Below are 26,709 nucleotides of genomic sequence, written 5' to 3' on the forward strand. Positions count from 1 at the left end.
TCACCAGGCAGACGCACGGGGACCCGGAAAAGGTTGGCCGACCCCGGCGGGCACCGCCACGGCGATCCGACCGCACTGCGCGGCTGCCCCACCCGGCACTGCGCGGCTGCCCCGACCGGCAACCGCTGCGGTGCCCGGTGGGCGTCGGCCAATCGGGGCAGCGCCGGGCCGAGCATCTGGCCTTGGCGATGACAAGCCGCATAGCGGTGATCGGCGCTCAGCGGCGACGGGGCGGCTGGGTGATTGCAGCCGGCTCGGCGGTTGCAGCCGGCTCGGCGGTGGCGGGCGGCTGCGGCTTGGCCGGTCCCAGCGCCCGCCACGACGCGACGGTGACGAGCACGAAGACGACGGCCACCGCCACCGCCACCGCCACCGCCACCGGCCCCACCCCGTACGCGGCTCCGGCCACCCCGGCGAGCGCCGCCCCGATCGGCGCGGTGATCAGGCCGACCATCCGCTGGGCGGCACCCACCCGGCCGAGCAGCACGGCCGGCACGTGGCGCTGCCCGTACGACGCCCAGAGGCCGTTCCACACCGTGGTGCCAGCGGCGAACACCGCAAGCGCCAGCCCGCCGGGCACCGGGTGCCGGGCCAGCGCCAGCCCGGTCAGCGCGACGGCCTGGGCGGCGAGTACGGCGCGGAGCGCAGGCACCGTGCCGAGCCGAGCGGCCAACCGACCCGCCCCCAGTCCACCGGCGAGGCCGCCGAGCACCGCCGCCGCGGCGAACAGTCCGTACCCGGCCGGCGGCACCCGCAGCACGTCGAGCGCGTAGAGCACCAGCACCGCCATCAGCCCGCTGATCGCGAAGTTGCTCCCGGCGGTCGCCACGGTCAGCCGCCACAGCGTCGCGTCCCCGCGCACCCACCGCACCCCCTCGACCCCCTCCCGCCACACCGCCCGCGCCCGCCCGCGCCCTCTCCCCGCGTCACGCCCCCGGCTGTCCTCCGCGATCTTGCAGTTGCGGCCCCCACTCTGGGGCTTTTCGCCGGATTCGTTCGGGCCCAAAGTGCAAGATCGCGGGGAGTGGGAGTGGGAGTGGAGGGCGAGGGTCAGGAGGGCCGCGGCAGCGAAGGTGAGGGCGTCCACGGCGAACGGGAGGGGTGCGGCGAGGGCGAAGAGCACGCCGGCGGCGGTGGCGCCGAGGAAACCGCCCGCCACCGCCGAGCCGGCCTGTAGGCGGCCGTTCGCCCGGGCCAACGCGGCCGGGGGCACCACCGCCGGCAGCATCGCGAACGAGGCGGCGTCGAAGAGGGTGCCGAGCGCGGCGAGCAGGAACGCCACCGTCACGAGTACGGCGACGCCGGCCCGGTCGAGGGCGACCGCGAGGGCGAGTCCACCGACCACGGCCGCGCGCAGCCCGTCCACCACCGCCATCGTCCGGCGGCGGTCCCAGCGGTCCGCGTACACGCCGCCGAGCAGGCCGAACAGCAGCGGCGGGAGCTGCCCGGCGACGGTCACCACGGCCACCGCCCGGGGGTCGCGGGTCAGCGCCGCGGCCAGCAGGGCCAGGGCGGGGGTACGCAGGCTGTCGCCGAACCGGGACAAGACAGCGGCGGACCAGAGCAGCCGGTAGTCGCGACCGAGGCCGACTGTGCGGCGCGCGGCCGGGGCGGCGTGGCCGGCTGGGGCGGTACGGGTCATGCGGCCGACACTCGGGGCTCAACCCGGTCGAGGGTCAAGTTCCGGCGTACGGGGGGCAGCCGGCCGTCGGTGATCACCGGTACGGTGAGCGCCGGCACCGGACCGGGGAGCAGCAGGCGTGGACCGCACCTTCCAGGTCGACCTCCGAGGCGTGGTCGACCTGCTCAGTCATCATCTCTACGGCAGCCCACGGGTCTACGTCCGTGAGCTCATGCAGAACGCGGTGGACGCGATCACCGCGCGCCGGGCCACCGAGCCCGACGCCCCGGCGCTGATCCGCATCGAGCCGCCCGAGCTGACCGGCGACGGCACGCTGCGGGTGCACGACACCGGCGTCGGCCTCACCGAGGCGCAGGTGCACGAGCTGCTGGCCACCATCGGCCGCAGCTCGAAGAGGGACGAGCTGGGCTTCTCCCGCCACGAGTTCCTCGGCCAGTTCGGCATCGGGCTGCTCTCCTGCTTCCTGGTCGCCGACGAGATCCGGGTGGTCACCCGGCACGCCGACGAGCCGACGGTGCTCTGGACCGGGTACTCCGACGGCCGGTACGCCGTCGCGACCGCGCCCGCCGGGCAGCGGCGGGCCGAGCCGGGGACGACCGTGACCCTGGTGCCACGTCGCGACGCCGGCCAGTGGCTCGCCACCGCGACGGTCACCGACCTGGCCCGGCTCTACGGCTCGCTGCTCCCGGTCACCGTCCGGGTCGGCGACGCGGTCACCACCGCCGGGGACCCACCCTGGCCGACCGCGCCCGGCGTGCCCGCCGACCGCCCGGCCCTGCTCCGGTACGCCCGGCAGCACCTCGGCGTCGACCCGTTCGACGTGGTGCCGCTGTCCGTCCCGGAGGCGGGGCTGACCGGCGTCGCGTTCATCCTGCCGACCCCGGTGAACCCGGCCGCCCGCGCCGGCCACCGGGTGTACCTGAAGCGGATGCTGCTCACCGAGCACGCCGACGGACTGCTGCCCGACTGGGCGTTCTTCGCCCACTGCGTGGTGGACGCCAGCGAGCTGCGCCCCACCGCCAGCCGCGAGGCGCTCTACGAGGACACCCTGCTGACCGCGACCCGGGAGGCCCTGGGCGCGCAGGTGCGCGGCTGGCTGGTCCGGCTGGCCCGGCACGACCCGCGCCGGCTCGCCGAGTTCCTCCAGGTGCACCACCTGGGGGTCAAGGCGCTCGCCCTGCACGACGACGAGATGCTCCGCCTGGTCGACCAGTGGTGGCCGATGGACACCAACGTCGGCACGCTCACCCTGGCGGAGTTCCGCCAGCAGCACGGCCTGATCCGGTACGCCGCCAGCCTGGACGAGTTCCGCCAGCTCGCCGCCGTCGCCGCCGCGCAGGACCTGGCCGTGGTCAACGCCGGCTACACGTACGACACCGAGCTGATCGAGCGGCTGCCGACGGTGGACCGGTCGGCGCTCATCGAACGGCTGGAGCCCAGCGACCTGACCACCCGCTTCGACGCCCTCGAACCGCAGGTGGAGCTGGCCCTGCGGCCGTTCCTCGCCGGGGCGCAGCGGGCCCTGGAACGGCTCGACTGCGAGGTGGTGATCCGGGCGTACGACCCGGTGTCACTGCCGGCGCTCTACCTGGTCAGCAGGTCGGCGGCGTTCAACGACCAGCTCGCCGCCACCCGGGACCGGACCGACGAGTTGTGGGGCGGGGTGCTCGACGCGCTCGCCGCCTCCGCCCCGCCGGACCGCCCGCAGTTGGTGCTCAACCACCGCAACCCGCTGGTCCGCCGGGTCACCACCCTCGACGATCCGGAGCTGGTCGGGCTCGCCGTCGAGGCGCTGTACGGGCAGGCCCTGCTGCTCGGGCACCATCCCATCCGCCCGGCCGACGCCGCGCTGCTGAACAGTTCCTTCCTCGGCCTGCTCGGCCGGGCCGTACCGGGACGGGAGTGAGGCCGCGATGAGTGAGGACGACCTGTGGCGGATGCTGCACGGGACCACCGAAATGCCGTACGGGGCGGGGCGGACGGCCGCCCTGGAGCAGCTGCTGCGCCGGGCCGACGCCGGGGACGACCGGCACCTGGCGTTCGCCGTCCGGATGCAGGCCACCACCGGATACGTCTACGGCGGTGAGGCGGGCAAGTCCTTCGTCACCTTCTCCTGGTGCCTGGCCGAGTTCGACCGGGATCCGCAGCCGTACCACCAGGGCTACGCCCACCAGCTCCTCTGGCACTTCAAGTACATGGTCAACGCCATGCTGAAGTTTCCCGAGCTGCCGCTGGACCGCACGTACGCGGTGCTCGACGACATGGAGCGTCGGTACCGGGACGCCGGGCACAGCCTCCAGGCCGTACACAAGCACCGCTACCTGGTCGCCGACCACGTGGGCGACGCCGAGGCCGCCGAGCGGTGGTACCGGGAGTGGCTGACCGCCCCGCGCGACGAGCTGTCCGACTGCGCAGGCTGCGACCCCACCACCCAGGTCGCCCATCTCGCCCACGTCGGCCGGCACGACGAGGCGGTGGCGCTGGCCGAGCCGGTCCTCGCCGGCCGGCTGACCTGCACGGAGCAGCCGCAGGCGATCCTCACCGCGCTGCTGGTGCCGTACCTGCGCACGGGGCGGGGCGACGCGGCCCGGGACGCGCACCGGGAGGCGTACCGGCGGCTGCGGGGCAACCTGTCGGACCTGTGGGACATCGGGGACCACGTCGAGTTCTGCACGCTGACCGGCAACGAGGCCCGGGCCGTGGAGATCGTCGAGCGGCACCTGGACTGGCTGGACCGGGCGCCCACCCCGGCCGCCGCGATGCACTTCGCGGCGGCGGCCGCCGCCGCGCTGCGCCGGGCCGCCGGGGCCGGCGACGTCACGCTGCACCGTCGGGCGGCCGGCGACCGGCCGGCGGGTGAGGTGTCCGCCGCCGCGTTGGCCGCCGAGCTGACCGACACGGCGACGGCGCTGGCCGCCCGGTTCGACGCCCGCAACGGCACCTCGCACCAGTCGGAGCGGATCGCCCGGCGGCTGGCCACCGGGCCCGCCGGGGAACACCTGCCGCTCTCGGCCAGCCTGCGCCGCAGCCCGGCCGATCCGACCCGGTACCCGCACCCGGCGGTGCCCTCGGCCGAGGAGCCGGCCGTCCCGGCTGACGCCACCGCCGACGAGCTGCTCGACCTGGCCGACGAGTGCCTGCGCACCCACCGCCGGTCGGGGCTGATCGCCGCGCTGGCCGCGTACGACGAGCGGTTCGGCGCCGCCGAGGCGCCGCCCCGGACGGCGGCCCGCCGGCTGGAGCTGCGGGCGGGTGAGCTGACCGAGACCGACGGCCCGGAGGCGGCGCTGGCCGCGAGCCGGGCGGCGCTGGCCGCGTACCGGGAGCTGGGCGACCAGGTCCGGGCGCAGGTGGTGGCCGGCCGGCTCGGGGTGCTGCTCTGCATGAGCGGGGAGGCCGAGGAGGGTCTGGCGCTGGTCCGGGGAGCCGCCGACCTCCTCGCCGCGCACGCCGACGCCCGGGAGCGGGCCGCCGCGCACGACCGGCTCGCGCTGGCGCTGGCGCACCTCGAACGCTGGGCCGAGGCGCTGGCCGCCGCGGACCGGGCCGCCGTCGAGGCGTACGACGATCCGTGGTTGGCCGCCCGGGCGGCGCTGCACCGCGCGCACGTGCTGGAGGAACTGGACCGGCCCGAGGAGTTCCGGGCGGCGGCCGGGAAGGCCCGCCGGCTGGCCCGGGAGGTGGGCGTCGGCGAGCTGGTCACCGCCGCCGCGCTCGCCTACGCCCGGGCGGTGGACGACACCGCCGAGACGGTGGCGGCCTGCGACGAGGCGCTGCGCACCGCGCCGCCGGGCGCCCGGCTCCCGGTCCGGGTGTTCCGGGCCCGGGCGCTGCTGGCCGCGGAGCGGGCGGCCGAGGCGGTGGAGGACTTCGCCGAGGCGGTGACCCTCTGTGTGGAACAGGGCGCCGACGGGGACGCCTTCCTGCGCTGGGAGCTGGCGAACGCGTACCGGATCGCCGGGCGGCCCGCGGAGGCGGCCGAGGTGGCCGAGGAGGCGGTGCTCGGGCTGGACCGGCTCGGGGCCCAGGCCGAGGCGGACCGCTGCCGGCATCTGCTGGTCGGGATCTACGTCGACCTGGGCGAGCTGGAACCGGCGCTGGCCCTGCTGGCCCTGCTGGCCCGCAACCTCGACGGGCCGGACAACCTGCCGCACCGGGCGCAGGTGCTGGAGGAGGCCGGAGGCCTGCTCTACGACGCCGACCGGGACGCGTTGGCGGGGCAGCGGTTCGCCGAGGCCGCGACGGCGTACCGGCTGGCCGGGGCCCCGGTCGACGAGCTGCGCGCCCGTCGCCGCGAGGTGGACGCGCTCTTCTGGGCGGGCGACGGGCCGGCGGCGGTCCGCGCGGTCGAGGTCTGCGACGGGCTCGCGACCGCGCTGACCGGTCAGCCGGAGCAACCGCCGGTGGTGACGTACGAGGTGGCGCTGGCCACCGAGGCGGCGGCCCGGGTGCTGGCCGGCGCCGGCCGAACGGACGAGGCGCTGGACCGGTTGGCCGGGGTTCCGGCCCGGCTGCGGTCGATCGAGGCCTTCGGCGAGGCGGCCCGGGCGGAGCTGCTCACCGGCGAGACGCTGGCGCACGCCGGCCGACCCGGCGAGGCCGAGCCGCTGCTGCGCGAGGTGCTGGGCGGGCTGCCTCCCGGCTCCCGGTCGGCGGCCCGGGCCGCCTGGCTGCTGGCCGGGACGCTCGATGAGCTGGGCCGCCCGGACGAGGCGGCGGCGGTCCGCGCGAAGCACGGGCTGACCGACGACGAGGAGGACTGACCGGGGCCGGCGGACGCGACCGACGGGTAACCGAGCCCCACCCCGTCCGGGGGCGGGTCTAGGCTTGCCCGGTGAGCGTGGAGCAGCGGGCACGGGGGACGGCGGGCGGCGTGACGGGTACGGGTCGGCGACGGTCCCGGCGGGACGAGATCCTGGAGATCGCGGTCGGGCTCTTCGCCGCGCGGGGCTATCACGGCGTTTCGATGGACGACATCGGCGCCGCCGCCGGCGTCACCGGCCCCGCCCTCTACCACCACTTCGCCGGCAAGGAAGCCATGCTGGTCGCCGCGCTGGTCCCGGTCAGCGAAGGGCTGCTCGACGGCGGGCGGGAGCGGGCCGCCGGCCACCCGGACGACCCGGGCGGCACGCTGGAGTCGCTGATCGACTTCCACGTCGAGTTCGCGCTCGCCAATCCGGCCGTGATCGCGCTTCACCTGCACGAGCTGGACCGGCTGCCGGACGAGCCGCGTCGCCGCATCCGCCGGCTCCAGCGGCTGTACGTCGAGGAGTGGGTGACCGTGCTGACCGCACTGCACCCGGGGCAGCCGGCCAGCGAGGCGCGGGTGCTGGCGCACGCGGCGTTCGGCCTGATGAACTCGACACCGTTTCTCGGCGGTGAGGTGGACCGGCAGCGCCGTGCCGCCCTGCTGCGCGCCGCCACCCTGGCCGCCCTGCTGACCGAGACGGCTGCCTGAGCCCCACCCGGGGGAGCTGCCTCGGCGGACGCGTCAGCCTGAACATTGCGTCATCCGGTGCAGCCCCAACGCAGATATCCGCCCCGGCCACCTCCCACGGGGGAAGAAAACAGGCCCAGGGCGGGCGCTCAGCGGCGCTCGGTGCGGCGTGGGCGGGTCGGGGACAGCCAGCCGAGGAACCGGGTGTGCATCGCGGCGGGGTCGGGGCAGCCGCCGAGTCGGTAGGTGTCGTCCGTGGCGTCGTGCATCATGGCGGCCAGGTAGAAGGCGAGCGCGACGGTGTGGCCGTGGAACTCGGTGGGCAGGTCGAGTTGCGCCGCCGGGCAGGGCCATTGGGCGGCGCAGACCCGGCACAGCCAGGCGGGCCGCATCGGCAGGTGTGGGCGGGGCATCAGGACACCCGGGTGGGGCTCGCGCCCCGGGCCGGGGTGGCCTGCCGCAGGGGTGCGGCGAGCCGGCGCAGCCCTGCGCGCAGCACGAACAGCTCGCGCTTGGCGACGGCGTCGCCTGCGGCGTTCAGCTCGTAGGCCTCGACCCACGTCCAGCCGTGGTAGGTGTGTTGGTTCCTCATCTCGCGGATGACCCGTACGGTGATCGGCCTGACGAACTGCGGGCTCGCGGCGCGGGTCAGGTGCAGCACGTCACCCGGGTGGATCGGTCGGGCTGCCTCCGCCGCCCTCGGCTGGTGGAGTTCTTCTCGGTTCGACACGGCGTTTCCCCTGTCCGTGGAGATCTGGAGAGGGGGCCGCCCGCGCTTCGTGCGCAGGACCGACCGGGCGACCCCCTCGACGAACGCGGGCCGGGGCGCACTCCTCGCCTGCCAACCCACGCCGTCCTGGAAACAACCTGCCGTATGGTGACGGGACGCAGACACAGCGTTAAGGTAGGACTCCGATAAGCCCGGGACGTCCAACCAGGAGGTAAGGGTGAATCACGGACTGATAGCAGCCATGGTCGAGGCGGGTGAGACCGCCGACAGCCTCGCTGCTCAGGTAGGGGTGGACCCGAAGACGGCGCAGCGGTGGGTGAGCCTGGGACGCATACCGAGGCCGCTACGCCGCTCGCAGCTCGCGACGATCCTCGGGCGGGATGTAAAGGACCTTTGGCCGGACGTGCTGAAGCGCCGCGAGCCGGTGTGGTTCCGACCGTGGGTCGAGCTTGAGCGCGAGGCGGTCGCGTTGCGGTGGTTCGAGCTGGCATGGGTCCCGGGCCTCTTTCAGACGGAGGCGTACGCGCGGGCAACGCTCGCGGGGGAGACGCTGACCCCCGAGGAGGTCAACGCGCTGGCGGCTGCGCGTATCGACCGGCAGGCGCTCCTGCACCGGTCCCGACCGCCACTCGTCGTCGTGGCGATCGACGAAGCGGTCCTACGGCGGCCGGCGGCGCGCGACGACGGCACGCTGATGCGCGAGCAGTGTGAGCACCTCGCCGCGTGTGCGGAGCTGCCCGGTGTACAGGTCCACGTGGTCCCGGCAGACACCCCCATGTACCCCGGCATGGGCGGGCCCTTCACCCTGGCCGAGATGCCCGACGGGGCGCGGGTGGCGCACATAGACGGGCAGATCAATGCGCAGATCATCACCGATCAGGTCGATATTGCTACCATGGAGCGGCGATGGGCGCGCATTGTAGGTGAAGCGCTACCTCGGGTGGCCTCCCTGGACCTCATCAAGAAGGCGGCAGCATCATGGACATGATCGGCGCCCAGTGGCGTAAGAGCACGAAGAGCGGAAACAACGGCGGTAACTGCGTCGAGGTCGCCGACAATCTGCCCGGCGTCGTCCTCGTCCGCGACACGAAGGACCGCGACGGCGGAACGCTCTCCTTTTCGCCGGCCGTGTGGCGCGGCTTCGTCGACCTGGCGAAGCGCGTCGGCTGACCCCGCTCAACCCGAAGGCCCTTCAACCCATACGCCCTTCAACCCGCAGGCCCTCGGCATACGCCGGGGGTCTGGTTCGTTGCCGAAGCGGGACGACACGGGTGCGATGCCGTGCGCCTAGTGCCGCCCGAAAACCGGTCGCCACTCTGACGACGAGCGGAGTTCGGGTAGATCTTGGAAGATTTCGGCCCCCGGAAGGGCCGTTTGCTTCCAAGATCTCCAAGTTCCAGGGTCGGCGCAGACCTGACATCCCGGAGCGGGCGGGCCCCCACCCCACCCGCCGAGCCGAGGCAGGCCGACTTCAGACACCGGCCCTCGCACCAGCGGCGGCGAGGAACTGCGGCGGGACGTCGGGCGCGTCGTCAGCGTCCTCCCTGAAACCCTCCCGGCTACGGGGCTCGACTCGTGGGCGACGGGTCACTCGTGGTTTCCTTGCCTCCGTCCCATCTTTTGGACGCTGGAGGAAAACATGATCGAGTCGCTGTTGGTCGCCAACCGGGGCGAGATCGCCCGCCGGGTCATCCGTACCGCGAGGCGGCTCGGGATCCGCGCGATCGCGGTGCACTCCGAGGCCGACGCCGACCTGCCGTTCGTCACCGAGGCCGACGAGGCGGTCTGTGTCGGCCCGGCCAACCCGGCCCAGAGCTACCGCAACGTCGAGGCGATCCTCGCCGCCGCCAAGTCGACCGGCGCGCAGGCGATCCACCCCGGCTACGGCTTCCTGTCGGAGAACGCCGACTTCGCCCGTACCGTCGAGGCCTGCGGGCTGGTCTGGGTCGGGCCCGGCGCGGACGCGATCACCGCGATGGGCGACAAGATCAACGCTCGGAACCTGATGGCCGCAGCCGGGGTCCCGGTCGCGCCGGGCACCACCGACCCGGCGGCCGACGTGGAGGCGGCGGTCGCCGCCGCCACCGGGATCGGCTATCCGGTGATGGTCAAGGCGGCGGCCGGCGGTGGCGGCATGGGCATGGGCGTGGCCACCGACGAGGCCGGGCTGCGCACCGAGTACGACAAGGTGCGCTCGTTCGCCGAGCGGATGTTCGGCGACGGCTCGGTGCTGATCGAGCGGTACTTCCCCCGGGTACGCCACGTCGAGGTGCAGATCCTCGGCCTGGCCGACGGCCGGGTGGTGGCGCTCGGCGAGCGGGAGTGCTCGGTGCAGCGGCGCAACCAGAAGCTGGTCGAGGAGTCCCCGTCCCCGGCGGTCTCGCCGGAGCTGCGCGGGCGCATCCTCGCCGCCGCGGTGCGCGCCGGCGAGGCGGTCGGCTACCGCAACGCGGGCACCGTCGAGTGCCTGCTGGTCCCCCGTCAGCGGGGCCAGGCGGGTGACGGCCCCGGCTCGGAGGAGTTCTTCTTCCTGGAGATGAACACCCGGCTTCAGGTGGAGCACCCGGTCACCGAGTACGTCTACGGCGTCGACCTGGTCGAGGAGCAGCTCCGGGTGGCCTCCGGCCTCGCCCCGACCTTCGACCCGGACGCGCTCGTCCCGCGCGGACACGCCATCGAGCTGCGGATCAACGCCGAGGATCCGAAGCGGTTCCTGCCCGGTCCGGGCGTCATCAGGGCCTGGAACGAGCCGACGGGCGAGGGGGTACGGGTCGACTCCGGTTATGTCGCCGGCAACACGGTGACCCCGTTCTACGACAGCCTGATGGCCAAGCTCATCGTCAGCGGCAGCGACCGGTCGGAGGCCGTCGAGCGGGCCCGGGCGGCCGTGGCGGCCTTCGAGATCACCGGCCCCAAATGCAACCTCCCATTCCACGCCGAACTCCTGGAGAACGAGGAATTCCTCTCCGGCGACTACGACACCGGCATTGTCGGCCGGATGCGCTGACCGTTCCGGCCCGCCGGTCCGTTGCCCTCGGGCCCGCCCACCACGATGAACGGGACGGGCACGAACGCGAGCGCTGCTCCCACGGCCGGCGTACCGGGGTGAGCCCTCCCGAGCGCCGCCCGATCACCCCCGACGGACAACGCCGGGGGCGTGCGGGAGCGGGTCGACCTGGTACGCGGCGGGGAGCGGGCCGGTGGGGCGGGGCGTGGCCCATACCTGATCGAGCAGGGGAGACCGGTGCCGACCGGCCGGGGCGTCGTTGGTCGTGGTGGGGGTGGTGGGGGGTTTCCCGGCCGCGGGCGGGGCGGAGAACCGGCCGGGGTTCCAGCCCCCACGGGGCGCCCCGAGGGGCGGCACGGCCGCCCGGTGCCGCGGCACGTCCTCCGGCCGGGCCTCGGCACCGAGCGGCCGGTGCCGGGAGCCGTCCCGGACGGGCTGCCGGGCCGGCGTGCTGAGGGCGTGTCGTAGCAGCTCGTTCTCGGCCTGGCTGGCGGCCAGCCGCTGCCGCAGCGAGGCGTTCTCGCGGAGCAGCTGGGCGATCGTGGTGCGGGCGCACTCGTCGGGCCGGTCGGCGTCCGCCTCCGGGTCGATGACGTCGGGGTGCGCCGGGCCGGCCGTCCGGTGGCCCGACGGCGGGCGCTCACCCCGGGCGGCCTCGTAGAGCTGTTCGAAGTGGCCGAGCGTGTCCTCCCGCTCGGCCTCCGCGACGATGCACTCGACGACCAGGACGACGGTCTGCCACGGGGGCCCTTTCGTCTCGGCAGTGAAGTGCCGCGAGAGTCGCTTGCGCCAGGCGTCCCGGTCGCGGGCGGGCTTGTTCCGGCAGATCCGCTCGGCCAGCCTGCTCCAGGTGTCGACCGCCCCGATCCCCGGGCAGCCCTCGACGAGGTCGCGCACCGCCAGCCCGTACGCGGACACCGCCGTGGACCCGTACCGGGACTCGTACTCATCAGCCAGTCGCTCACGCGGGACGAGCCAGTGCCGCCGATGCCATCCCCGGGGCGAGGGTGACGTGCTGGTGTCGGAGGTCATGGCCGGACCTTTCGCAGAGCTGCCTGACTCGGGAACCGTATTTGTACCCCTTCCGGTCGAACGACGGATACCTCGATGTGTGCCCACGGTCATTTTCTGGCCGGGTGGTTGTCCGGGTAGGACGGTCTGATTCCAGTCGGGAAGGCCTGCGCGGACCTCCGACGACACAACCCTTGCGGCGGGCCGGCGACCGAGCCTCCACTTTGGCCGCCCGGCTGGGTCGCTGCCCGGCCAGAACGCCGCGCGGTCAGCCGTGACCGGTCGTTGTTCCCGTCGTGCGACCGGCTGCCGTCGAACTGCCTGGCGGCGTTTATCGGACGTGCATTTGCCGATGGAAATCCCATCGGTGCATCTTGCATAACCGGGATGGGGAAATGGGAAGAGGAAGAGCGAACAATGGCGTGCCTCCACGCCTCGACCGTCGTCGCCTGGCCCGGTGGCTGCGGTCGGTGTCCCTGTTCACGGAGGGGGCGATGGCGATGGCGCTGGCTCTGGGCGGGGAGGAGGGCGTCGTCTGCGCCGGAGCCCTCTTGGCCACGCTCCGCAGCGTCGCGGAACTCCTGGAAGGGCCCGCGCGGCGCTGACCCCGGTCGCAGGCTCGGGGTGAGGGCGCGAGCCGGCGGCGGGCTCCCTCGCCGGCTCGCCGCGCCTCGGCTTCGGTCTGTGTCGCTCGTCGGCTCGGGTTCCGCCGCCGGGCTGGCACCCGGCTTCGCCCGTACGTTGCCGGTCGGCGAATGCCGCCGGGTCCGGCCTGGCGTCCGATGCCGGCCTTCTGGTTCCCTGGGGGAACCACCGGTCGGCCGGCGTCGGCCGTCGGCCGCCTTCACGAGAGGCGGCGCGGCGCGACGGCACCCCGGCGACCCGATGTCACAGCGAGGTGACCATGAGCCAGATGCCAGTGGCGGTGTCGATCCGCGAGGTCGGGCCGCGCGACGGGCTCCAGAACGAGGAGCCGGTCCCGACCGAGGCCAAGGTGCGGCTGATCGACGCGCTCTCCCACACCGGGGTACGCCGGATCGAGGCGGTGTCGTTCGTGCACCCGAAGGCCATTCCACAGATGGCCGACGCCGACGAGGTGTGGCAGCGGGTCGCGAAGGCCCCCGGGGTGCGCTATTCGGCGCTGGTGCCGAACACCCGGGGCGCGCAGCGCGCCCTCGCGGCCGGGTTCACCGAGATCGAGGTGGTGGTCTCGGCCAGCGACACGCACAACCGGCGCAACGTCAACCGGTCCACCGACGAGTCGCTCGACGACATCGCGGAGCTGATCGACCTGCTGCACGGTGCCGGGGCGACGGCCGAGGTGATCGTGGCGACGAGCTTCGGCTGCCCCTACGAGGGCGACGTGGACCCCCGGCGGGTCGCCGGCATCGTCGACCGGGTGGTCCGCGACGGCGCCGACCGGGTCGCGTTCGGCGACACCACGGGCATGGGCACGCCCCGGCGGGTCCGCGAGCTGCTGACGGCGGTACGCGACCGCAACGCACACGTTCCCGTGCTCCTGCACTTCCACAACACCCGGGGCACCGCGTTGGCGAACCTGCTGACCGCCTTGGAACTCGGGATCACCGAGTTCGACGCCAGCGTCGGGGGCCTCGGCGGCTGCCCGTACGCCCCGGGGGCCAGCGGCAACCTGGCCACGGAGGAGGCGGTGCACATGCTGCACGACATGGGCATCGACACGGGAATCGACCTGGACGCCCTGATCGGGGCGGCGGAGCTCGCCGAGCGCCTGCTCGGCAAGAAGCTCCCCTCCGGCGTCCTCCGCGCCGGCCCTCGCACCCGCCTAACCCCCACCCCAGCTGGCTAGGGCCTGTGTCGAGGTCATCGACGTAGTCACCCTTTGGTGGCGACGGTGTGCGCGGTGGCGTCGGGGTACAGGGCGGTGTCGTCGCCGACCGGCGGCCAACCCCGCGGCGCCTCCTTTGCTCTGCTGCGCCCGGTGCAACGCTCGCGGAGTGTGACGGTCCTGCCGACCTCTTGGGCCGGCACCCGACGCGAAGCGGCTGCGCGACGCTGCAGCTGGTGCTGGTCGTTGCACGGGGTGTTGCTGTTGCACGGCGGTGCTGCTGTTGCGGTGGCGGCAGCAGAGCAAAGGGGTCGAGGTGGCACTACCCGCCCGGCCCACGCCCCCGGGACACCTCGGTGATCAAGAGGTCTACGTCGTGCGGCCGGCCCGTTCTGACGCAAACCTCTTGATCGACGCCCTTGATGGAGGGTGGGGTGGGGTGTTGGGGGGTGGGGGAATGGGTTAGCCTAACGATCGTTTAGGTTGTTTTGCCGCGCTTTTATGGGGCGTGGTGGTCAGGCGGCGAGGGAGTCGGCGTGACGCTCGACGGTGAGGCACTGGAGCAGCTGCGCAAGCGCGCCCAGGCCGGCGGTGCGGACAAGTACCATGCGGCGAACGCCGCGAAGGGCAAGCTCTTCGCCCGCGAGCGGGTGGCGCTCCTGGTCGACGAGGGCTCCTTCGTCGAGGACGGCCTGTACGCCAACGCGCTGGCCGAGGGCCTGCCCGCCGACGGCGTGGTCACCGGCACCGCCACCATCGACGGCCGGCAGGTCTGCCTGATGGCCAACGACTCCACGGTCAAGGCCGGAAGCTGGGGCGCGCGTACCGTCGAGAAGATCATCCGGATCATCGAGCGGGCGTACTCGACCGGGGTACCGATGGTCTACCTGGTCGACTCGGCCGGCGCCCGGATCACCGACCAGGTCGACCTGTTCCCCGGCCGGCGCGGCGCCGGGAAGATCTTCTGGAACCAGGTCCGCGCGTCCGGCTCGATTCCGCAGGTGTGCGCACTGTTCGGGCCGAGCGCGGCCGGCGGGGCGTACATCCCGGCGTTCTGCGACGTGGTGGCCATGGTGGACGGCAACGCCAGCATGTACCTCGGCTCCGACCGGATGGTCGAGATGGTCACCGGCGAGAAGACCACCCTGGAGGCGATGGGCGGGGCCAAGGTGCACTGCGCCGAGTCGGGTGTCGGGCACTTCCTGTGCAAGACCGAGGCGGACGCGCTCGACGTGGTCCGCCGCTACCTGTCGTACCTGCCGGCGAACTGGACACAGCAGCCGCCGGCCGCCGAGGCGCTGCCCGCCCCGGAGAAGGCCGACCTGGCCGCGCTCGTCCCGGCCAGCGAGCGTCAGGCGTTCGACATGCGCCGGTACGTCCGGGGCCTGCTCGACGACGGTTCCTTCTTCGAGATCCAGGCGCTCTGGGCCAGGGAGCTGACCATCGGCTTCGGCCGGCTCAACGGCGAGGTCGTCGGCGTGGTCGCCAACAACTCGATGTTCAAGGGCGGGGTGCTCTTCGTCGACTCGGCCGACAAGGCGACCCGGTTCGTGCAGCTCTGCGACGCGTTCAACGTGCCGCTGCTGTTCCTGTCCGACGTGCCCGGGTTCATGGTCGGCAGCGCGGTGGAGAAGCAGGGCATCATCCGGCACGGGGCGAAGATGATCACCGCGATCTCCGAGGCGACCGTACCCAAGATCTGCGTGGTGGTGCGCAAGGCGTACGGCGCGGGCCTGTACGCGATGGCCGGCCCCGGCTTCGAGCCGGACGCCACGATCGCCCTGCCCACCGCGAAGATCGCGGTGATGGGCGCGGAGGCCGCGGTCAACGCCGTCTACGCCAACAAGATCGCCGCCATCGCCGACGAGGCCGAGCGGGCCGCCTTCGTCGCCGCCAAGCGCGAGGAGTACGAGCGGGACATCGACATCGTCCGGCTCGCCAGCGAGCTGGTGGTCGACGCGATCGTCGAGCCGCACGAGCTGCGCGCCGAGCTGGTCCGCCGGTTCACCGCAGCCCGCACCAAGGACCGGCACTTCTCCCGTCGCCGGCACGGCGTCACCCCGGTCTGACCGCCCCCCACCCCAGGGGTACCGGCCACCGAGACCAAGGATCGTCCCACCCGTCAGCGTCACGAGCGCCCGGCGGAGGAACCCGTACAGGAGGAACCGATGGACTTCCGGCTCACCGACGAGCAAGAGGCGCTGCGGGAGAGCGTGCGGGACTTCGCCCGCGAGGCAGTCGCTCCGGTCATCGCCGAGCACTACGAGAAGCACACCTTCCCGTACGAGGTGGTCCGGCAGATGGGCAAGATGGGCCTGTTCGGCCTGCCCTTCCCCGAGGAGCACGGCGGGATGGGTGGCGACTACTTCGCGCTCTGCCTCGCCCTGGAGGAGCTGGCCCGGGTCGATTCCAGCGTGGCGATCACCCTGGAGGCGGCGGTCTCCCTCGGCGTGATGCCGATCTTCCGTTTCGGCACCGCCGAGCAGAAGGCGCGGTGGCTGCCGAAGCTGGTCAGCGGCGAGGCCCTCGCGGGCTTCGGCCTCACCGAGCCCGGCACCGGCTCCGACGCCGGTGGCACCCAGACCCGGGCCGTCCTGGACGAGTCCACCGACGAGTGGGTGATCAACGGCTCGAAGGCGTTCATCACCAATTCGGGCACCGACATCACCGCGCTGGTGACGGTCACCGCCGTCACCGGCATCCGGCCGGACGGCGCAAAGGAGCTGTCCACGATCATCGTCCCGTCCGGCACCCCTGGCTTCACGGTCGCCCCGGGCTACTCCAAGGTCGGCTGGAACGCCTCGGACACCCACGAGCTGACCTTCGACGACTGCCGCGTGCCGGCGGCGAACCTGCTCGGCGAGCGCGGCCGGGGCTTCGCCCAGTTCCTGCGCATTCTCGACGAGGGCCGGATCGCGATCGCAGCCCTCGCCGTCGGCCTCGCCCAGGGCTGCGTCGACGAGTCGCTGAAGTACGCGAAGGAGCGCCAGGCGTTCGGCCAGCCGATCGGCAACTACCAGGCCATCCAGTTCAAGATCGCCGATATGGAGCTGAAGGCGCACACCGCCCGCCTGGCGTACTACGACGCCGCCGCCCGAATGCTGGCCGGCGAGCCGTTCAAGCGGCAGGCGGCGATCGCCAAGCTGCACGCCAGCACGATCGCCGTGGACAACGCCCGCGAGGCCACCCAGATCCATGGCGGCTACGGCTTCATGAACGAGTACCCGGTGGCCCGGTTCTGGCGGGACGCCAAGATCCTGGAGATCGGCGAGGGCACCAGCGAGGTTCAGCGCATGATCATCGCCCGCGACCTCGGACTGTAAACGGAAGGGCCCCTCGCTGACGCCCCCGGCACGGGCGGGAACACCGCCGCGACCGCTGCCGCGCGGCTGTCGGATATCCGTGTGCCGGGGCGTCGGCAGGCCGACGGTTGCCTGCCAGCCGTCACACCCGATCCGTACCCTTCCTGCCCATGGTGCCCGATCATGATCGTCCGCCGGGTGCGGACGGTCGTACCGGCCTGTCGGACCTGTTGCGCGCGTACCGGCGCGGGGCCGGCCTCACCCAGGCCGAGCTCGCGTACCGGGCGGGTATCGGCGTGCGTACGGTCCGCGACCTGGAGCGCGGTCGGTCCGCACGACCGCAGCGGACCACCGTCGAGCTGCTCACCGGCGCGCTCGACCTGTCCGGCCCGGCGCTCGCGGAGTTCATCGCCGCAGCCCGGTCCGCCCCCGCCCCGCCCGACGGCCCCGCCGCCGGGCCGTCCCGGCGGCCGACCCCGACCGTCGGCGCCGGGTGGTCGCCGGCCGCCCAGTCCGCCGGTACGCCGATCGCGCTTCCGTCCCCGGTCGAGCTGATCGGTCGGGAACGGGACGTGGCCGAACTCGTCGATCTGCTGACCGCCGGCCACGGCCCGCCGGTGGTCACCCTCGTCGGACTGGCCGGGGTGGGGAAGACGGCGCTGGCCCTGGCGGTGGCCCACGCCGTCGCCGGCCGGGTGCCGGCAGGCGCGGCCGGGGTGCTCGTCGGGGAGGGCTCGGACGCCGCCGACGTGCTCTCGGCGGTGGCGGCCGTGTTCGGCGGCGCCCGCCCCCCGGACCTCGCCGTCCGGGTCGCGGGCCGCCCGGCGCTGCTGCTGATCGACGCGGTGGAACGTGCGCCGGACGCGGTGGCCGAGGCGCTGCACCGGCTCGCCCGGGCGGTGCCCACGATGCGGATCCTGGTGACCGGCCGGCATCCCGTCGGCGTGCCCGGCGAACGGGTCTGGCCGGTGCAGCCGCTGGACGTGCCCCCGCCCGAGCTCGACCCGGCGGAGCCCGATGTCCTCGCCGGCTACCCGGCGGTGACGCTGTTCACCGCGCGCCTGGCCCGGGTGCGGCGGGAGCCGCCGGACCCGGCCGAGTTGCCGGCCCTCGCCGCGCTCGCCCGCCGGCTGGGCGGGCTGCCGCTGGCCATCGAGCTGATGGCCGCCCGGGGGCGCATCCTCGACCTCAACGAGCTGCTCGACCGGTACGGCGACCGCGTCCTCGACCTCACCACCTCGCCGGTGTCGGCCCCTGGGCCGGGGTGGGCGGCGTCCGAGCCCGGCGGGGCGGTGGGCGGAGCACCGGTCACCCTGCGGGACGCGGTGGCGGCCAGTTACCGTCTGCTCGCGCCGGACGAGCGGGCGGCGCTGCGTCGGCTCTCCGCGTTCAGCAACCGGTGGTCGGTGGAGCTGGCCGAGGAGATGCTCGCTGACGACGCCGACCCGGAGGGCACCGTGTCGGTCGACCCGGTGCCGCTGCTGGACAGGCTGCTCCAGCTCGGCCTGCTCAGCGTGCGCGGCGCCGGGCCGTTCCGGTTCCGGCTGCTCGACGCGGTGCGGGAGTTCGCCGCCGAGCAGGCCATCGGCGTCGGCGAGCTGAGCGTCGTCCGGCGGCGGCACGCCGACGTCTACGCGCGACTGGTGGCCCGCATCGTCGCCGAGCTGGCCGGTTCCCAGCTCACCTCGGCGGTGCGCCGGCTCGACGAGGCGGCCGGCGACATCACCGCCGCGCTGGCCCACGCGGCGGTCGACGACCCGGTCACCGCGCTGCGGCTGGCCGCCGGGCTGGCCCGCTGGTGGCGGTTCCGGGGGCGCAACGTCCTCGGGCGGCAGTGGCTGCGCCGGCTGCTGGCCGACCCGCGTACCGCGAACGCGGACCCGATGCTGCGCGCCTGGGCGGCGCTCGGAGTGGCCCGGCTGGCCGCCGAGCACGGGGCGGCGGAGCAGGAACTGCCGGCGGCGCGGGGTGCCTGGGCGGTGTTCCACCGGGTCGGCGACGTGGCCGGCGAACTTGAGGCGCGTACGGTGCTCGGCGCGCTGCTGGTCGCCACCGACGCGCACGACGAGGCGCGGGAGCAGGCGCTCGCGGTTCTGGCCCTGGCCACCCGGCACAACCGGGCACGTGACATGGCCGTGGCACAGAACAACCTGGCCTGGCACGAGACCCGGCTGGGCAACCTGGCCGGGGCCCGCCGCCGGCTGGCCGCGGTGGACCGGCTGGCCGCCCAGTCCGGCGAGCGGCGACTGCGGGTGCTGGCCCGGGCGAACCTGGCGGAGGTGTCCCGGTTGGAGGGCCGGTACGCCGATGCCGTGGCGCAGGGCCGACGGGTGCTCGCCGGGGTGGCGGAGCTCGGCGATCCGGGGCACCGCCGGCGGGCCCTCGGCACCGTCGGACTGGCGCTGGCCCAGAGCGGGCGCCCGGACGAGGCGACCGAGGTGCTGTCCGGCCTCCGCTCGTGCGCGGCCGGCGACGCGGCGCTCGGTGCGGGTCCGGCCGGTGGCCGGTCGGTGCCCGGGTGGGACGCCCGTGGCCGGGTCGGGGAGGCCCGGTTCGAGGGCGCGGCCTGCGCGCTGATCGAGGCGAACATCGCCCTGCACCGGGGGGACCGGGACCTGGCGGCGGAGTGGTTCGCCGCCGCGGTCGAGGCGGGCGCCGACGGGCGGTACCGCCGGGACGTGGTGGAGGCCCTGGTCGGGCTGGCGGCGAGCACCGGCGACACGGAGGTGTTCGACCGGCTGGACCGGCTCTGCCGGGAGCGCGGCATCAGTCTGCTGCCCCGGGAGGCCGCCCTGCTCGCGCCCCTGAGATCGGCCTCCGGCCGTGATCTCGGACGCTGCGGCGCGGCGGAAAGGTGACGCCGGAAAGGGTGCGGCGGGGGGTGGCGCGAGCGAAGAAGCCCCCTGGTGTTACCCCTCGCTCATCGCTCGCGCCAGCACCCCCCGGTGCGCCCCCGCTCAGAGCACAGTAGCCACCGCAAGTGGGGTGTTTCGCCCGTTCCGCCCGGATAGCTGCCGCTGGCTCAACGGATTCTGCCGGTTTTTCTGCCGGTCGGATCAGCCGCCGAGCGGGGCGGCCGGCTCCCCCGGGTTGGTGCTGCCCGCCGTCGCCCCGGGGTGCACGGCGTCGCGTACCCGCCGGAGGCCGTCGAGGAGGACGTGCAGCGTGCCGGGCGCCAACTGGCCGGTGAACCACTGCTCGATGATGCGCAGGTGCCCCGGGAGGGCCTGGTCCAGCCGTTCCAGACCGGCCGCGGTGACGACGGCGTACGAGCTGCGCCGGTCGGACGGGCAGGCCCGGCGGCGGATGAGCCCGTCGCGCTCCATCCGGTCCACCACTCGGGTCACCCCGCTGGTGGAGAGCGAGGTCTGCGCGGCCAGGTCCGTCATCCGGAGCTGGTTGCCGGGCGAGCGGGCGAGGCGGGTCAGCACCTCGAACTCGACCGGGGACAGCCCGTGCTCCTCGAACTGGGCGGCGAACCGGGCCGACAGCCCGGCGTGCGCCTCGACGAGCAGGCCGACGGCGGTGATCCGGGGGTCGTCGAAAACGTTCTGGTCCACCCGCTCATCGTAGCAGTGCTTGACATTGGGAATATTGCTCTGGTTATAGTTGCTCAGTCAGTCGTTGGGCAACTAAACAATCTTTCCTGGAGGACAGCACCATGACCAGCAGCACCGGATCTGTCACCCGCGAGTGGGACGGCCTCACGATCCCGGCCGCCGGCACCTACCTGCTGGACGCGGCGCACAAGCGGGTCGGTTTCGTCGCCAGGCACATGATGGTCAGCAAGGTCCGTGGTGAGTTCGCCGACGCGGCCGCCACGATCACGATCGCCGAGGACCCGGCGCTGTCCTCCGTCACCGCGACCATCCAGGCCGCGAGCATCAGCACCGCCCAGGCCGACCGGGACACCCACCTGCGCAGTCCCGAGTTCCTGGACGCCGAGACCTTCCCGACCCTGGAGTACCGCAGCACCGGGGTGAAGTCCCGGGACGGCAACGAGTTCGTGCTCTCCGGCGAGCTGACCATCAAGGGCGTCACCCGTCCGGTGGAGCTGGAGGTCGAGTTCGAGGGCGTCGGGCGCAGCCCGTTCGGCCAGGACATCTTCGGCTTCTCCGCGAGCACCGAGATCGACCGCGAGGACTTCGGCCTGACCTGGAACGTCGCCCTGGAGACCGGTGGCGTGCTGGTCGGCAAGAAGATCAAGATCGAGATCGAGGGCGAGGCCGTCCGCCAGGCCTGATCCCCGTAACTCGCGGGGACTGCTTAACCCTGCGTCCCCGTACCGGAGGACTCCGCGGGCCCGCGTCGCACCAGTCGGCGCGGGCCCGCGGCCGTGCCGGCCCACGAGCCCCTGGCGACGCTGAGTCGGTGCCCCGGGCCGGTGACGGTGTGGATTGTCACGTGTCGCCGCACGTCGTGAGCGGTGGCAGGAGCGCCCACCTGGGTAGAGATCCGTCGGGAGCGTCCTTCGTCCCGGTCGCGGTCGTCCGTCGCGGTGATCACGCGGCGTCGGCCTCTGGCCCGGCGCGTTGGGCGCATTTACCGTAGATGGTTCACAATGCGCTGCGGGGCGACACCGTTCCGTAGCGCCTCGCGCCGGGAGGGCACATGGGTAGAGACGTCGAGCAGGGCGCCTTCTCCCGAGAGGACAGGGTCCGCTACCGGCAGAAGGTTCGGCGGTGTCTGGACGTCTTCGCGCTGATGTTGGACGACTTCGGGTTCGACGCCGACCGGCCGATGACCGGGCTGGAGATCGAACTCAACCTGATGGACCCGGCGGCCGAGCCGGCCATGCGCAACGAACAGATCCTCGCGGACATCGCCGACCCGCTCTTCCAGACCGAGCTGGGGCAGTTCAACCTGGAGTTGAACGCCAAACCCCGGCTGATCGAGGGCAGCGGCTTCGCCGACTACGAGCAGGACCTACGCAGCAGCCTGACCCGGGCCGACGAGCGGGCGGCGAAGTCCGAGGCCCGGATCGTGTTGGTCGGCATCCTGCCCACCCTGACCGAGCGCCACCTGGTCGCCGACAACCTCTCCACCGCCGTCCGGTACCGGGTGCTGAACGACCAGATCGTGGGTGCCCGCGGCGAGGACATCGAGCTGGACATCCGCGGCGTCGAGCGGTTGCAGACGTACACGGACTCCATCGCGCCGGAGGCTGCCTGCACCAGCCTGCAGTTCCATCTCCAGGTCGCCCCGGACAGCTTCGCCGACTACTGGAACGCCTCCCAGGCCATCGCGGGCGTCCAGGTCGCGGTCGGGGCGAACTCGCCCTTCCTGTACGGCCGGCAGCTCTGGGCGGAGACCCGGATCGCCCTGTTCCAGCAGGCCACCGACACCCGCCCCGACGAGCTGAAGGCCCAGGGCGTACGCCCCCGGGTCTGGTTCGGGGAGCGCTGGATCACCTCGATCTTCGACCTGTTCGAGGAGAACGTCCGCTACTTCCCGCCGCTGCTGCCGATCTGCGGTGACGAGGACCCCGTCGAGGTGCTACACGCCGGCGGCGTCCCCGAACTGGCGGAGCTGCGGCTGCACAACGGCACGGTCTACCGCTGGAACCGGCCGGTCTACGACATCATGAACGGCCGTCCGCACCTGAGGGTGGAGAACCGGGTGCTGCCGGCCGGTCCCACGGTGGTCGACATGCTGGCGAACGCAGCCTTCTACTTCGGGCTGGCCCGAGGCCTGGCCGAGGCGGAACGGCCGATCTGGAGCCAGTTGACGTTCAGCTCGGCGGAGGAGAACTTCCACACCGCCGCGCGGCGTGGCATGGACGCCGTCCTGCACTGGCCCCGCCTCGGGGACGTGCCGGTGACCAAGTTGGTGCTCGACACCCTGCTGCCAACGGCGGCCGTCGGGCTGGACCGTTTCGGCGTCGCGCCGGCCGAGCGGGACCGTCTGCTCGGCATCATCGAGCAGCGGTGCCGCACCGGCCGCAACGGCGCCGTGTGGCAGACCGAGGCGGTCTGGGCCGCCGAGCGGCACCGGGGGATGGACCGCGGCGCGGCCCTGCACGACATGGCGCAGCGCTACGTGGCGCTCCAGCGCAGCAACGAGCCGGTGCACACCTGGCCGGTCGACTGACCAGGCGTCACCGGGTGCGCCGGCTGCTGCGGGGCCTCGGCGCAGCCGGCGGCCGGGGCTCGGTGGCCGCCTCCACGGCGGTGGGCGTTTCCGTGCCGGCACCGAACGTGAGCGGGCCGGTCCCGCCTGCGGTGGGCGTTTCCGTGCCGGTATCGGGCGTGAGCGGGCCGGCCCGGCCTGCGGTTGGCATTTCCGGCTCGGCGTCGGCCAGCCCGGCCCGCTGCCGGGGCACCAGCACCGCGGCCTCGGACCCGGGCAGGGCAGCCGGGGGCACCGGTACGCCCGCGCGGCGGGCCACCGCACGTTGGGCCAGGGCGGCGGTCAGCATCGACCCGGCGAGACCGGCCAGCACCGCGTACGGCGCGACGAGGTGGGCCGACACCTGTTCCCGCCCGATCGTGGCGAGGCCGGGCACGGCCAGCAGGTAGGCCAGCGCGACGAGCAGCGGCCCCGCCGCGCCCGAGGCCGCCGCCCCGAGCCGGTGCTCCGGCGACCGGGCGGTACGCCGCGCGGCCAGCGCGCCGATCAGCAGTGCTGAGCCGAGCGCGAGGAGCGCGCCGGGCCAGTAGAACCAGTCCCGGATCCAGAAGCCCGGCCGGTCGGCGCTGAGCTGCCAGATGCCGAGCTGGGCGGTGGTCAGCCCGCGCCCCGAGAACACCCCGTCCGCCACGGCGACCATCGCGAGCAGCCAGAGCCAGCCGACGGTGGCGATCACGCCGGTCGCCGCAGCCGGCGAGCGCAGCGCCCACCTGGCGACCAGCATCCCGATCAGCACCCCGGCCCCGGCGTACGCGGCTGCCACGGCCTGCGGCGCGGAGACGTCCGGAACGCTCGCCACCCGGGCCGGTACGGCCACCAGCAGCAAGGTGACCAGCGCGCCGACGCCCCCGGCGAGCGCCAGGACCGTCGATCCGAGCCCGCCGAACTCGCCCCACCGGGAACCGCCGGGGACCGGGACGGGAACGGCCACATCGGGGGAGTCGTCCGGGCCCACCCCGGACCCACCGATCGGCTCGGGCCCGGACGGCACACCGACCGACTCGGGCCCGGTGGGGGTGCCGACCGGGTCCACCCGGGCGGGCGTGCCGACCGGGTCCGGCCCGTCGGGGGAACCGCTACCCGCCGGGACGTCGGGCGCGTCGGGCGCTTCCGGTCGCCGCTCGGCGGCGGGGGGAGCGTCCGGGACGGGGGTCGCCGGTGCCGAGCCGCGCTGCCGCAACCGCTGGGCGCAGACCGCGCCGGCGATCGTCGAGGTGCTCGCGATCCAGGTCGACCAGGCGAGGCTGGCCACCCAGGCCGTCCCGCCACCGACGTCCGCCGCCGCCCAGTCGATGATGCCCAGCCCGTAGCCGAAGCCCAGTTGGGCCGCGCCCGCGCCGGCAGCGACGCCGACCGCCGTGGCGATCGATCCTCCCCAGCCTCGTCTGGCCATGCCGGGGAGCGTAACGTCCCGAGGTCGGCCCGGCGAGTCGTGGCGAAGGGCGGGGCCCGGCGCTTGGCGCGGCCCGATACGGTCGCCGGTGATGAGATGGTGGGCGCGATGACGGACGGGAACAACGCTCGGGAGACGTACTCCGACGAGCCGGGCGGATCCGGGTCGGGCCGGATGGCCAGGGTGCTCGGCGGGGGTCTCGCCGTCGCGCTCCTCGCGGCCGTCGGCGCGGCCGGCGGCTGGCTGCTGGCCGGCGAGGACGCCCCACCGTCCGGCCCGAACGCGGACGCCGGCGCGACGTCCCCGGCCACTCCCTCCGAGACCCCGTCGCCGACGGTCCGGACGACTGCGCCGCCCACGCCCCGGACCAGCGCGCCCACCCCGTCCGGTGGGCTGACCGTCCCGCCGGTGGTGGGCACGGACTTCGAGGACGCCCGGGACGAACTGCGGGACCACCGGCTCGGCTGGCGGCTGGTCTTCGGCACCGGGTCGGGGCGGGACGTGCGCAGCGCCGACCCCCCGGTCGGCTCGCCCGTGCGCCGGGGCACCACCGTCGCGTTGTACGTCGCGGGGCCGGCACCCGAGGTCAGCGTCCCGGACCTGCTCGACGAGGACTGCTCCGACGCGGCCGACGACCTGGTCGAGGAGGGCCTCTACCCGCGCTACCGCACCGGCCGGGCCGGCATCGTCACCGCGCAGGACCCGGCGCCCGACAGCACGGCGTACTGGAACGACCCGGTGACCCTGACCTGCGGAAAGGAGCCGGCGGAGCCGAGCGGGGAGCCGGCACCGACCCCGTGACCTCCGGTCCGGCGCACCGACTGGCCTCCCACCCCTGCGGCTCGCCGCGCTGATCCCGGCCGATGCGCGCGGCAGCGGTTAGCGTGGACGCCGAGGGCCGTGCCGCCCGCCCGGTGGGGAGAGGACGTGCGATGAGCGACGACCGCCAGGACCCGCCACCCGACGACGACGATCGCACCCGGCCGCTGCCGGGTTCCTCGCGCGGGCTGCCCGCCGAGGAACCGGCCGACGCGACCCGCGCGCTGCCCCGGTCCGGGGACACCGGTCGGCAGCCGCCGGCCACCTCTGCGGTCTGGTCCGGGCGGGCCGGGATCCCGCCGCCGCGCCCGGCGGACTACCGCGACCCGGCCGGCGAGGACTGGTACGCCGAGGACCAGCCCGGCCGGCGCTGGTGGACGCCGATCCTGCTCGGTGTCCTGGCGCTGCTGCTGGTCGGCCTGCTCGGGGCCGGCCTCTGGTTGCTCGCGTCGGCCGACGACTCTTCCCGTCCCGGGGAAACCCCCTCGGCGCGGCCGACCACCGCCCCGGCGACGACCGGCGCTCCGACGACGACCGGCGCTCCGACGACCGAGGCGACGACCGCTGGGCCGTCCAGCACCCCGCCGTCGACCACCCGACCCGCGGTGCCGATGCCGCCGCTGGTCGGGCTGTCCCGGGCGAGGGCCGAGCAGGTCCTGGACGAGCTCGGTATCGAGCACAGGGTCGAGGCCCGGGAGTCCGACCAGCCGGCCGGCACGGTGCTCGAGACCGATCCCGGCCCCGGCGAGCTGGTGCCCGCCGGGGAGGAGGTCACGCTGGTGGTCGCGGCGGCCCCGGCACCCACCACCAGCGCGGTCGAGCCGTCGGCGACCACGCCTGCCAGTCCGACGCCCTGACGCTGCCGGGCCGGCCCTCGGCGGCGACGGGGCCCTCGCCGTGGCGGTCGTGCGCTCACCACCTCCGGCGTCTGGTCCCGACAAGTCCCAGTCCGGCCAGCGAGATGGCCAGGCCGAGGACCCCGGACCAGAACAGTGAGCGGCTCACGTCGTCCCGGCGTTCCGCCGCCCCACCCGGTGCCCGGTGGGCCTCGACCACCGCGTCCGTTCCGTCGCCGGCACCCGCTCCGGCGGGGCCCGGTACGCCGACCACCCCCGCCGGAGCGCCCCGCGCCCCTGCCGAAGCGTCCTGGTCGGCCCAGCCCGGCCCGGGATCGGGCCCCTCGTCCACCACGGTGATCTCGGGGGCCGGGACCGGAGCGCTCAGCTCGGTGGCGGACAGCGCCGGATATCGGACCACCACCACGAGGGTGGTTACGGCGCCGAGCAGCGCCAGCAGGCCGAAGGCGTAGAGGGTGCGGGAGCGGTGGTGTCGCCGCGCGGCGGGCAGAATGACCATGACCATCCCAGGTTCAGGGTCCGGGACGCGCGGGGTGGAGACGTTCGCCGGGGTGGGCGTACCGATTCTATGCCGG

General features: G+C 74.1%; 22 protein-coding genes. 15 read left to right on the top strand and 7 right to left on the bottom strand.

The window, feature by feature from the left end; all coding sequences use genetic code 11:
- Positions 1-217: 217 nt before the first annotated feature.
- Positions 218-1,642 (bottom strand): MFS transporter, encoded by a 1,425-nt coding sequence (locus ACFYZF_RS27060; protein WP_387025420.1) that lies wholly within the window; start codon positions 1,640-1,642, stop codon positions 218-220.
- A gap of 118 nt (positions 1,643-1,760) precedes the next feature.
- Here ACFYZF_RS27060 and ACFYZF_RS27065 point away from each other — a divergent pair, with 118 nt between their 5' ends.
- The 3 genes from ACFYZF_RS27065 to ACFYZF_RS27075 all read left to right on the top strand — a co-directional run bounded on the left by ACFYZF_RS27065 (position 1,761) and on the right by ACFYZF_RS27075 (position 7,100).
- A complete protein-coding gene (locus tag ACFYZF_RS27065) occupies positions 1,761-3,548 on the top strand; it encodes an HSP90 family protein (protein WP_387025422.1) in 1,788 nt (595 codons plus the stop codon).
- Positions 3,549-3,555: 7 nt separating this feature from the next.
- On the top strand, positions 3,556-6,405 hold the full coding sequence (locus ACFYZF_RS27070) for a hypothetical protein (protein WP_387025424.1): 2,850 nt from the start codon (positions 3,556-3,558) through the stop codon (positions 6,403-6,405).
- Positions 6,406-6,476: 71 nt separating this feature from the next.
- Positions 6,477-7,100, top strand: a complete 624-nt coding sequence (locus ACFYZF_RS27075; RefSeq protein ID WP_387025426.1) for a TetR/AcrR family transcriptional regulator — start codon at positions 6,477-6,479, stop codon at positions 7,098-7,100.
- A 128-nt stretch (positions 7,101-7,228) separates the two neighbouring features.
- On the opposite strand, the gene ACFYZF_RS27080 is transcribed toward ACFYZF_RS27075, so the two are convergent.
- Together ACFYZF_RS27080 and ACFYZF_RS27085 are read right to left on the bottom strand one after the other, a co-directional pair.
- The gene (locus tag ACFYZF_RS27080) at positions 7,229-7,492 is read right to left on the bottom strand and encodes a hypothetical protein (protein ID WP_387025428.1); all 264 of its coding nucleotides are present in this window, start codon (positions 7,490-7,492) and stop codon (positions 7,229-7,231) included.
- Entirely contained in the window at positions 7,492-7,755 is a 264-nt protein-coding gene (locus ACFYZF_RS27085) for a hypothetical protein (protein WP_387025509.1), read from the bottom strand. The genes ACFYZF_RS27080 and ACFYZF_RS27085 overlap by 1 nt, the downstream gene beginning before the upstream one ends.
- A 271-nt stretch (positions 7,756-8,026) precedes the next feature.
- On the opposite strand from ACFYZF_RS27085, the gene ACFYZF_RS27090 reads away from it, so the two are divergent.
- From ACFYZF_RS27090 to ACFYZF_RS27100, 3 genes are all read left to right on the top strand, one after another.
- Complete coding sequence (locus ACFYZF_RS27090) at positions 8,027-8,797, top strand: DUF5753 domain-containing protein (RefSeq protein WP_387025430.1); 771 nt, start codon at positions 8,027-8,029, stop codon at positions 8,795-8,797.
- Entirely contained in the window at positions 8,794-8,979 is a 186-nt protein-coding gene (locus tag ACFYZF_RS27095; RefSeq protein ID WP_387025511.1) for a DUF397 domain-containing protein, read from the top strand. Before ACFYZF_RS27090 ends, ACFYZF_RS27095 begins: the two co-directional genes overlap by 4 nt.
- Before the next feature lie 469 nt (positions 8,980-9,448).
- Positions 9,449-10,816: an acetyl/propionyl/methylcrotonyl-CoA carboxylase subunit alpha gene (locus ACFYZF_RS27100; RefSeq protein WP_387025431.1), complete on the top strand. Its 1,368-nt coding sequence runs from the start codon at positions 9,449-9,451 to the stop codon at positions 10,814-10,816.
- A 123-nt stretch (positions 10,817-10,939) separates the two neighbouring features.
- Here the strand turns inward: ACFYZF_RS27100 and ACFYZF_RS27105 are convergent, their stop codons facing one another.
- Entirely contained in the window at positions 10,940-11,848 is a 909-nt protein-coding gene (locus tag ACFYZF_RS27105) for a hypothetical protein (RefSeq protein WP_387025433.1), read from the bottom strand.
- Positions 11,849-12,297: 449 nt separating this feature from the next.
- Between ACFYZF_RS27105 and ACFYZF_RS27110 the strand changes: the two genes are divergently transcribed.
- From ACFYZF_RS27110 to ACFYZF_RS27130, 5 genes are all read left to right on the top strand, one after another.
- Positions 12,298-12,432: a hypothetical protein gene (locus tag ACFYZF_RS27110; protein ID WP_387025435.1), complete on the top strand. Its 135-nt coding sequence runs from the start codon at positions 12,298-12,300 to the stop codon at positions 12,430-12,432.
- Between the two features lie 308 nt (positions 12,433-12,740).
- Positions 12,741-13,655: a hydroxymethylglutaryl-CoA lyase gene (locus ACFYZF_RS27115; protein ID WP_387025513.1), complete on the top strand. Its 915-nt coding sequence runs from the start codon at positions 12,741-12,743 to the stop codon at positions 13,653-13,655.
- A gap of 515 nt (positions 13,656-14,170) precedes the next feature.
- Positions 14,171-15,703 carry an acyl-CoA carboxylase subunit beta gene (locus ACFYZF_RS27120; RefSeq protein WP_387025437.1) on the top strand — a complete coding sequence of 511 codons (1,533 nt, stop codon included), beginning with the start codon at positions 14,171-14,173 and terminating at the stop codon, positions 15,701-15,703.
- 99 nt (positions 15,704-15,802) lie between these two features.
- Positions 15,803-16,957, top strand: coding sequence for an acyl-CoA dehydrogenase family protein (locus ACFYZF_RS27125; RefSeq protein ID WP_387025439.1), 1,155 nt, complete (start codon positions 15,803-15,805; stop codon positions 16,955-16,957).
- Positions 16,958-17,106: 149 nt separating this feature from the next.
- On the top strand, positions 17,107-19,794 hold the full coding sequence (locus ACFYZF_RS27130; RefSeq protein WP_387025441.1) for an ATP-binding protein: 2,688 nt from the start codon (positions 17,107-17,109) through the stop codon (positions 19,792-19,794).
- A 198-nt stretch (positions 19,795-19,992) separates the two neighbouring features.
- On the opposite strand, the gene ACFYZF_RS27135 is transcribed toward ACFYZF_RS27130, so the two are convergent.
- Positions 19,993-20,496, bottom strand: a complete 504-nt coding sequence (locus ACFYZF_RS27135) for a MarR family winged helix-turn-helix transcriptional regulator (RefSeq protein WP_387025443.1) — start codon at positions 20,494-20,496, stop codon at positions 19,993-19,995.
- Positions 20,497-20,597: 101 nt separating this feature from the next.
- Here ACFYZF_RS27135 and ACFYZF_RS27140 point away from each other — a divergent pair, with 101 nt between their 5' ends.
- Together ACFYZF_RS27140 and ACFYZF_RS27145 are read left to right on the top strand one after the other, a co-directional pair.
- Positions 20,598-21,179: a YceI family protein gene (locus tag ACFYZF_RS27140; RefSeq protein WP_387025445.1), complete on the top strand. Its 582-nt coding sequence runs from the start codon at positions 20,598-20,600 to the stop codon at positions 21,177-21,179.
- Between the two features lie 368 nt (positions 21,180-21,547).
- The gene (locus ACFYZF_RS27145) at positions 21,548-23,026 is read left to right on the top strand and encodes a glutamate--cysteine ligase (protein ID WP_387025447.1); all 1,479 of its coding nucleotides are present in this window, start codon (positions 21,548-21,550) and stop codon (positions 23,024-23,026) included.
- A gap of 7 nt (positions 23,027-23,033) precedes the next feature.
- Here ACFYZF_RS27145 and ACFYZF_RS27150 read toward each other — a convergent pair whose 3' ends face one another.
- Positions 23,034-24,458 carry a hypothetical protein gene (locus ACFYZF_RS27150; RefSeq protein WP_387025449.1) on the bottom strand — a complete coding sequence of 475 codons (1,425 nt, stop codon included), beginning with the start codon at positions 24,456-24,458 and terminating at the stop codon, positions 23,034-23,036.
- 108 nt (positions 24,459-24,566) lie between these two features.
- Between ACFYZF_RS27150 and ACFYZF_RS27155 the strand changes: the two genes are divergently transcribed.
- Positions 24,567-25,259 (top strand): PASTA domain-containing protein, encoded by a 693-nt coding sequence (locus tag ACFYZF_RS27155; RefSeq protein ID WP_387025451.1) that lies wholly within the window; start codon positions 24,567-24,569, stop codon positions 25,257-25,259.
- A gap of 131 nt (positions 25,260-25,390) precedes the next feature.
- On the top strand, positions 25,391-26,134 hold the full coding sequence (locus tag ACFYZF_RS27160) for a PASTA domain-containing protein (RefSeq protein ID WP_387025453.1): 744 nt from the start codon (positions 25,391-25,393) through the stop codon (positions 26,132-26,134).
- A 55-nt stretch (positions 26,135-26,189) separates the two neighbouring features.
- On the opposite strand, the gene ACFYZF_RS27165 is transcribed toward ACFYZF_RS27160, so the two are convergent.
- A complete protein-coding gene (locus ACFYZF_RS27165; protein ID WP_387025455.1) occupies positions 26,190-26,639 on the bottom strand; it encodes a hypothetical protein in 450 nt (149 codons plus the stop codon).
- Positions 26,640-26,709: the final 70 nt, after the last annotated feature.

The organism is Micromonospora sp. NPDC001898, from assembly GCF_042891255.1.
Lineage (GTDB): Bacteria > Actinomycetota > Actinomycetes > Mycobacteriales > Micromonosporaceae > Micromonospora.

Excerpts from the sequence above, each read along its gene's own strand:
- ACFYZF_RS27165 (WP_387025455.1), bottom strand. The coding sequence starts at position 26,639 with ATGGTCATGGTCATTCTGCCCGCCGCGCGGCGACACCACCGCTCCCGC.
- ACFYZF_RS27080 (WP_387025428.1), bottom strand. The coding sequence starts at position 7,492 with ATGCCCCGCCCACACCTGCCGATGCGGCCCGCCTGGCTGTGCCGGGTC.
- ACFYZF_RS27095 (WP_387025511.1), top strand. The coding sequence starts at position 8,794 with ATGATCGGCGCCCAGTGGCGTAAGAGCACGAAGAGCGGAAACAACGGC.
- ACFYZF_RS27070 (WP_387025424.1), top strand. The coding sequence starts at position 3,556 with ATGAGTGAGGACGACCTGTGGCGGATGCTGCACGGGACCACCGAAATG.
- ACFYZF_RS27130 (WP_387025441.1), top strand. The coding sequence starts at position 17,107 with ATGGTGCCCGATCATGATCGTCCGCCGGGTGCGGACGGTCGTACCGGC.
- ACFYZF_RS27155 (WP_387025451.1), top strand. The coding sequence starts at position 24,567 with ATGACGGACGGGAACAACGCTCGGGAGACGTACTCCGACGAGCCGGGC.
- ACFYZF_RS27150 (WP_387025449.1), bottom strand. The coding sequence starts at position 24,458 with ATGGCCAGACGAGGCTGGGGAGGATCGATCGCCACGGCGGTCGGCGTC.
- ACFYZF_RS27140 (WP_387025445.1), top strand. The coding sequence starts at position 20,598 with ATGACCAGCAGCACCGGATCTGTCACCCGCGAGTGGGACGGCCTCACG.
- ACFYZF_RS27145 (WP_387025447.1), top strand. The coding sequence starts at position 21,548 with ATGGGTAGAGACGTCGAGCAGGGCGCCTTCTCCCGAGAGGACAGGGTC.
- ACFYZF_RS27115 (WP_387025513.1), top strand. The coding sequence starts at position 12,741 with ATGCCAGTGGCGGTGTCGATCCGCGAGGTCGGGCCGCGCGACGGGCTC.
- ACFYZF_RS27125 (WP_387025439.1), top strand. The coding sequence starts at position 15,803 with ATGGACTTCCGGCTCACCGACGAGCAAGAGGCGCTGCGGGAGAGCGTG.
- ACFYZF_RS27105 (WP_387025433.1), bottom strand. The coding sequence starts at position 11,848 with ATGACCTCCGACACCAGCACGTCACCCTCGCCCCGGGGATGGCATCGG.
- ACFYZF_RS27160 (WP_387025453.1), top strand. The coding sequence starts at position 25,391 with ATGAGCGACGACCGCCAGGACCCGCCACCCGACGACGACGATCGCACC.
- ACFYZF_RS27100 (WP_387025431.1), top strand. The coding sequence starts at position 9,449 with ATGATCGAGTCGCTGTTGGTCGCCAACCGGGGCGAGATCGCCCGCCGG.
- ACFYZF_RS27060 (WP_387025420.1), bottom strand. The coding sequence starts at position 1,642 with ATGACCCGTACCGCCCCAGCCGGCCACGCCGCCCCGGCCGCGCGCCGC.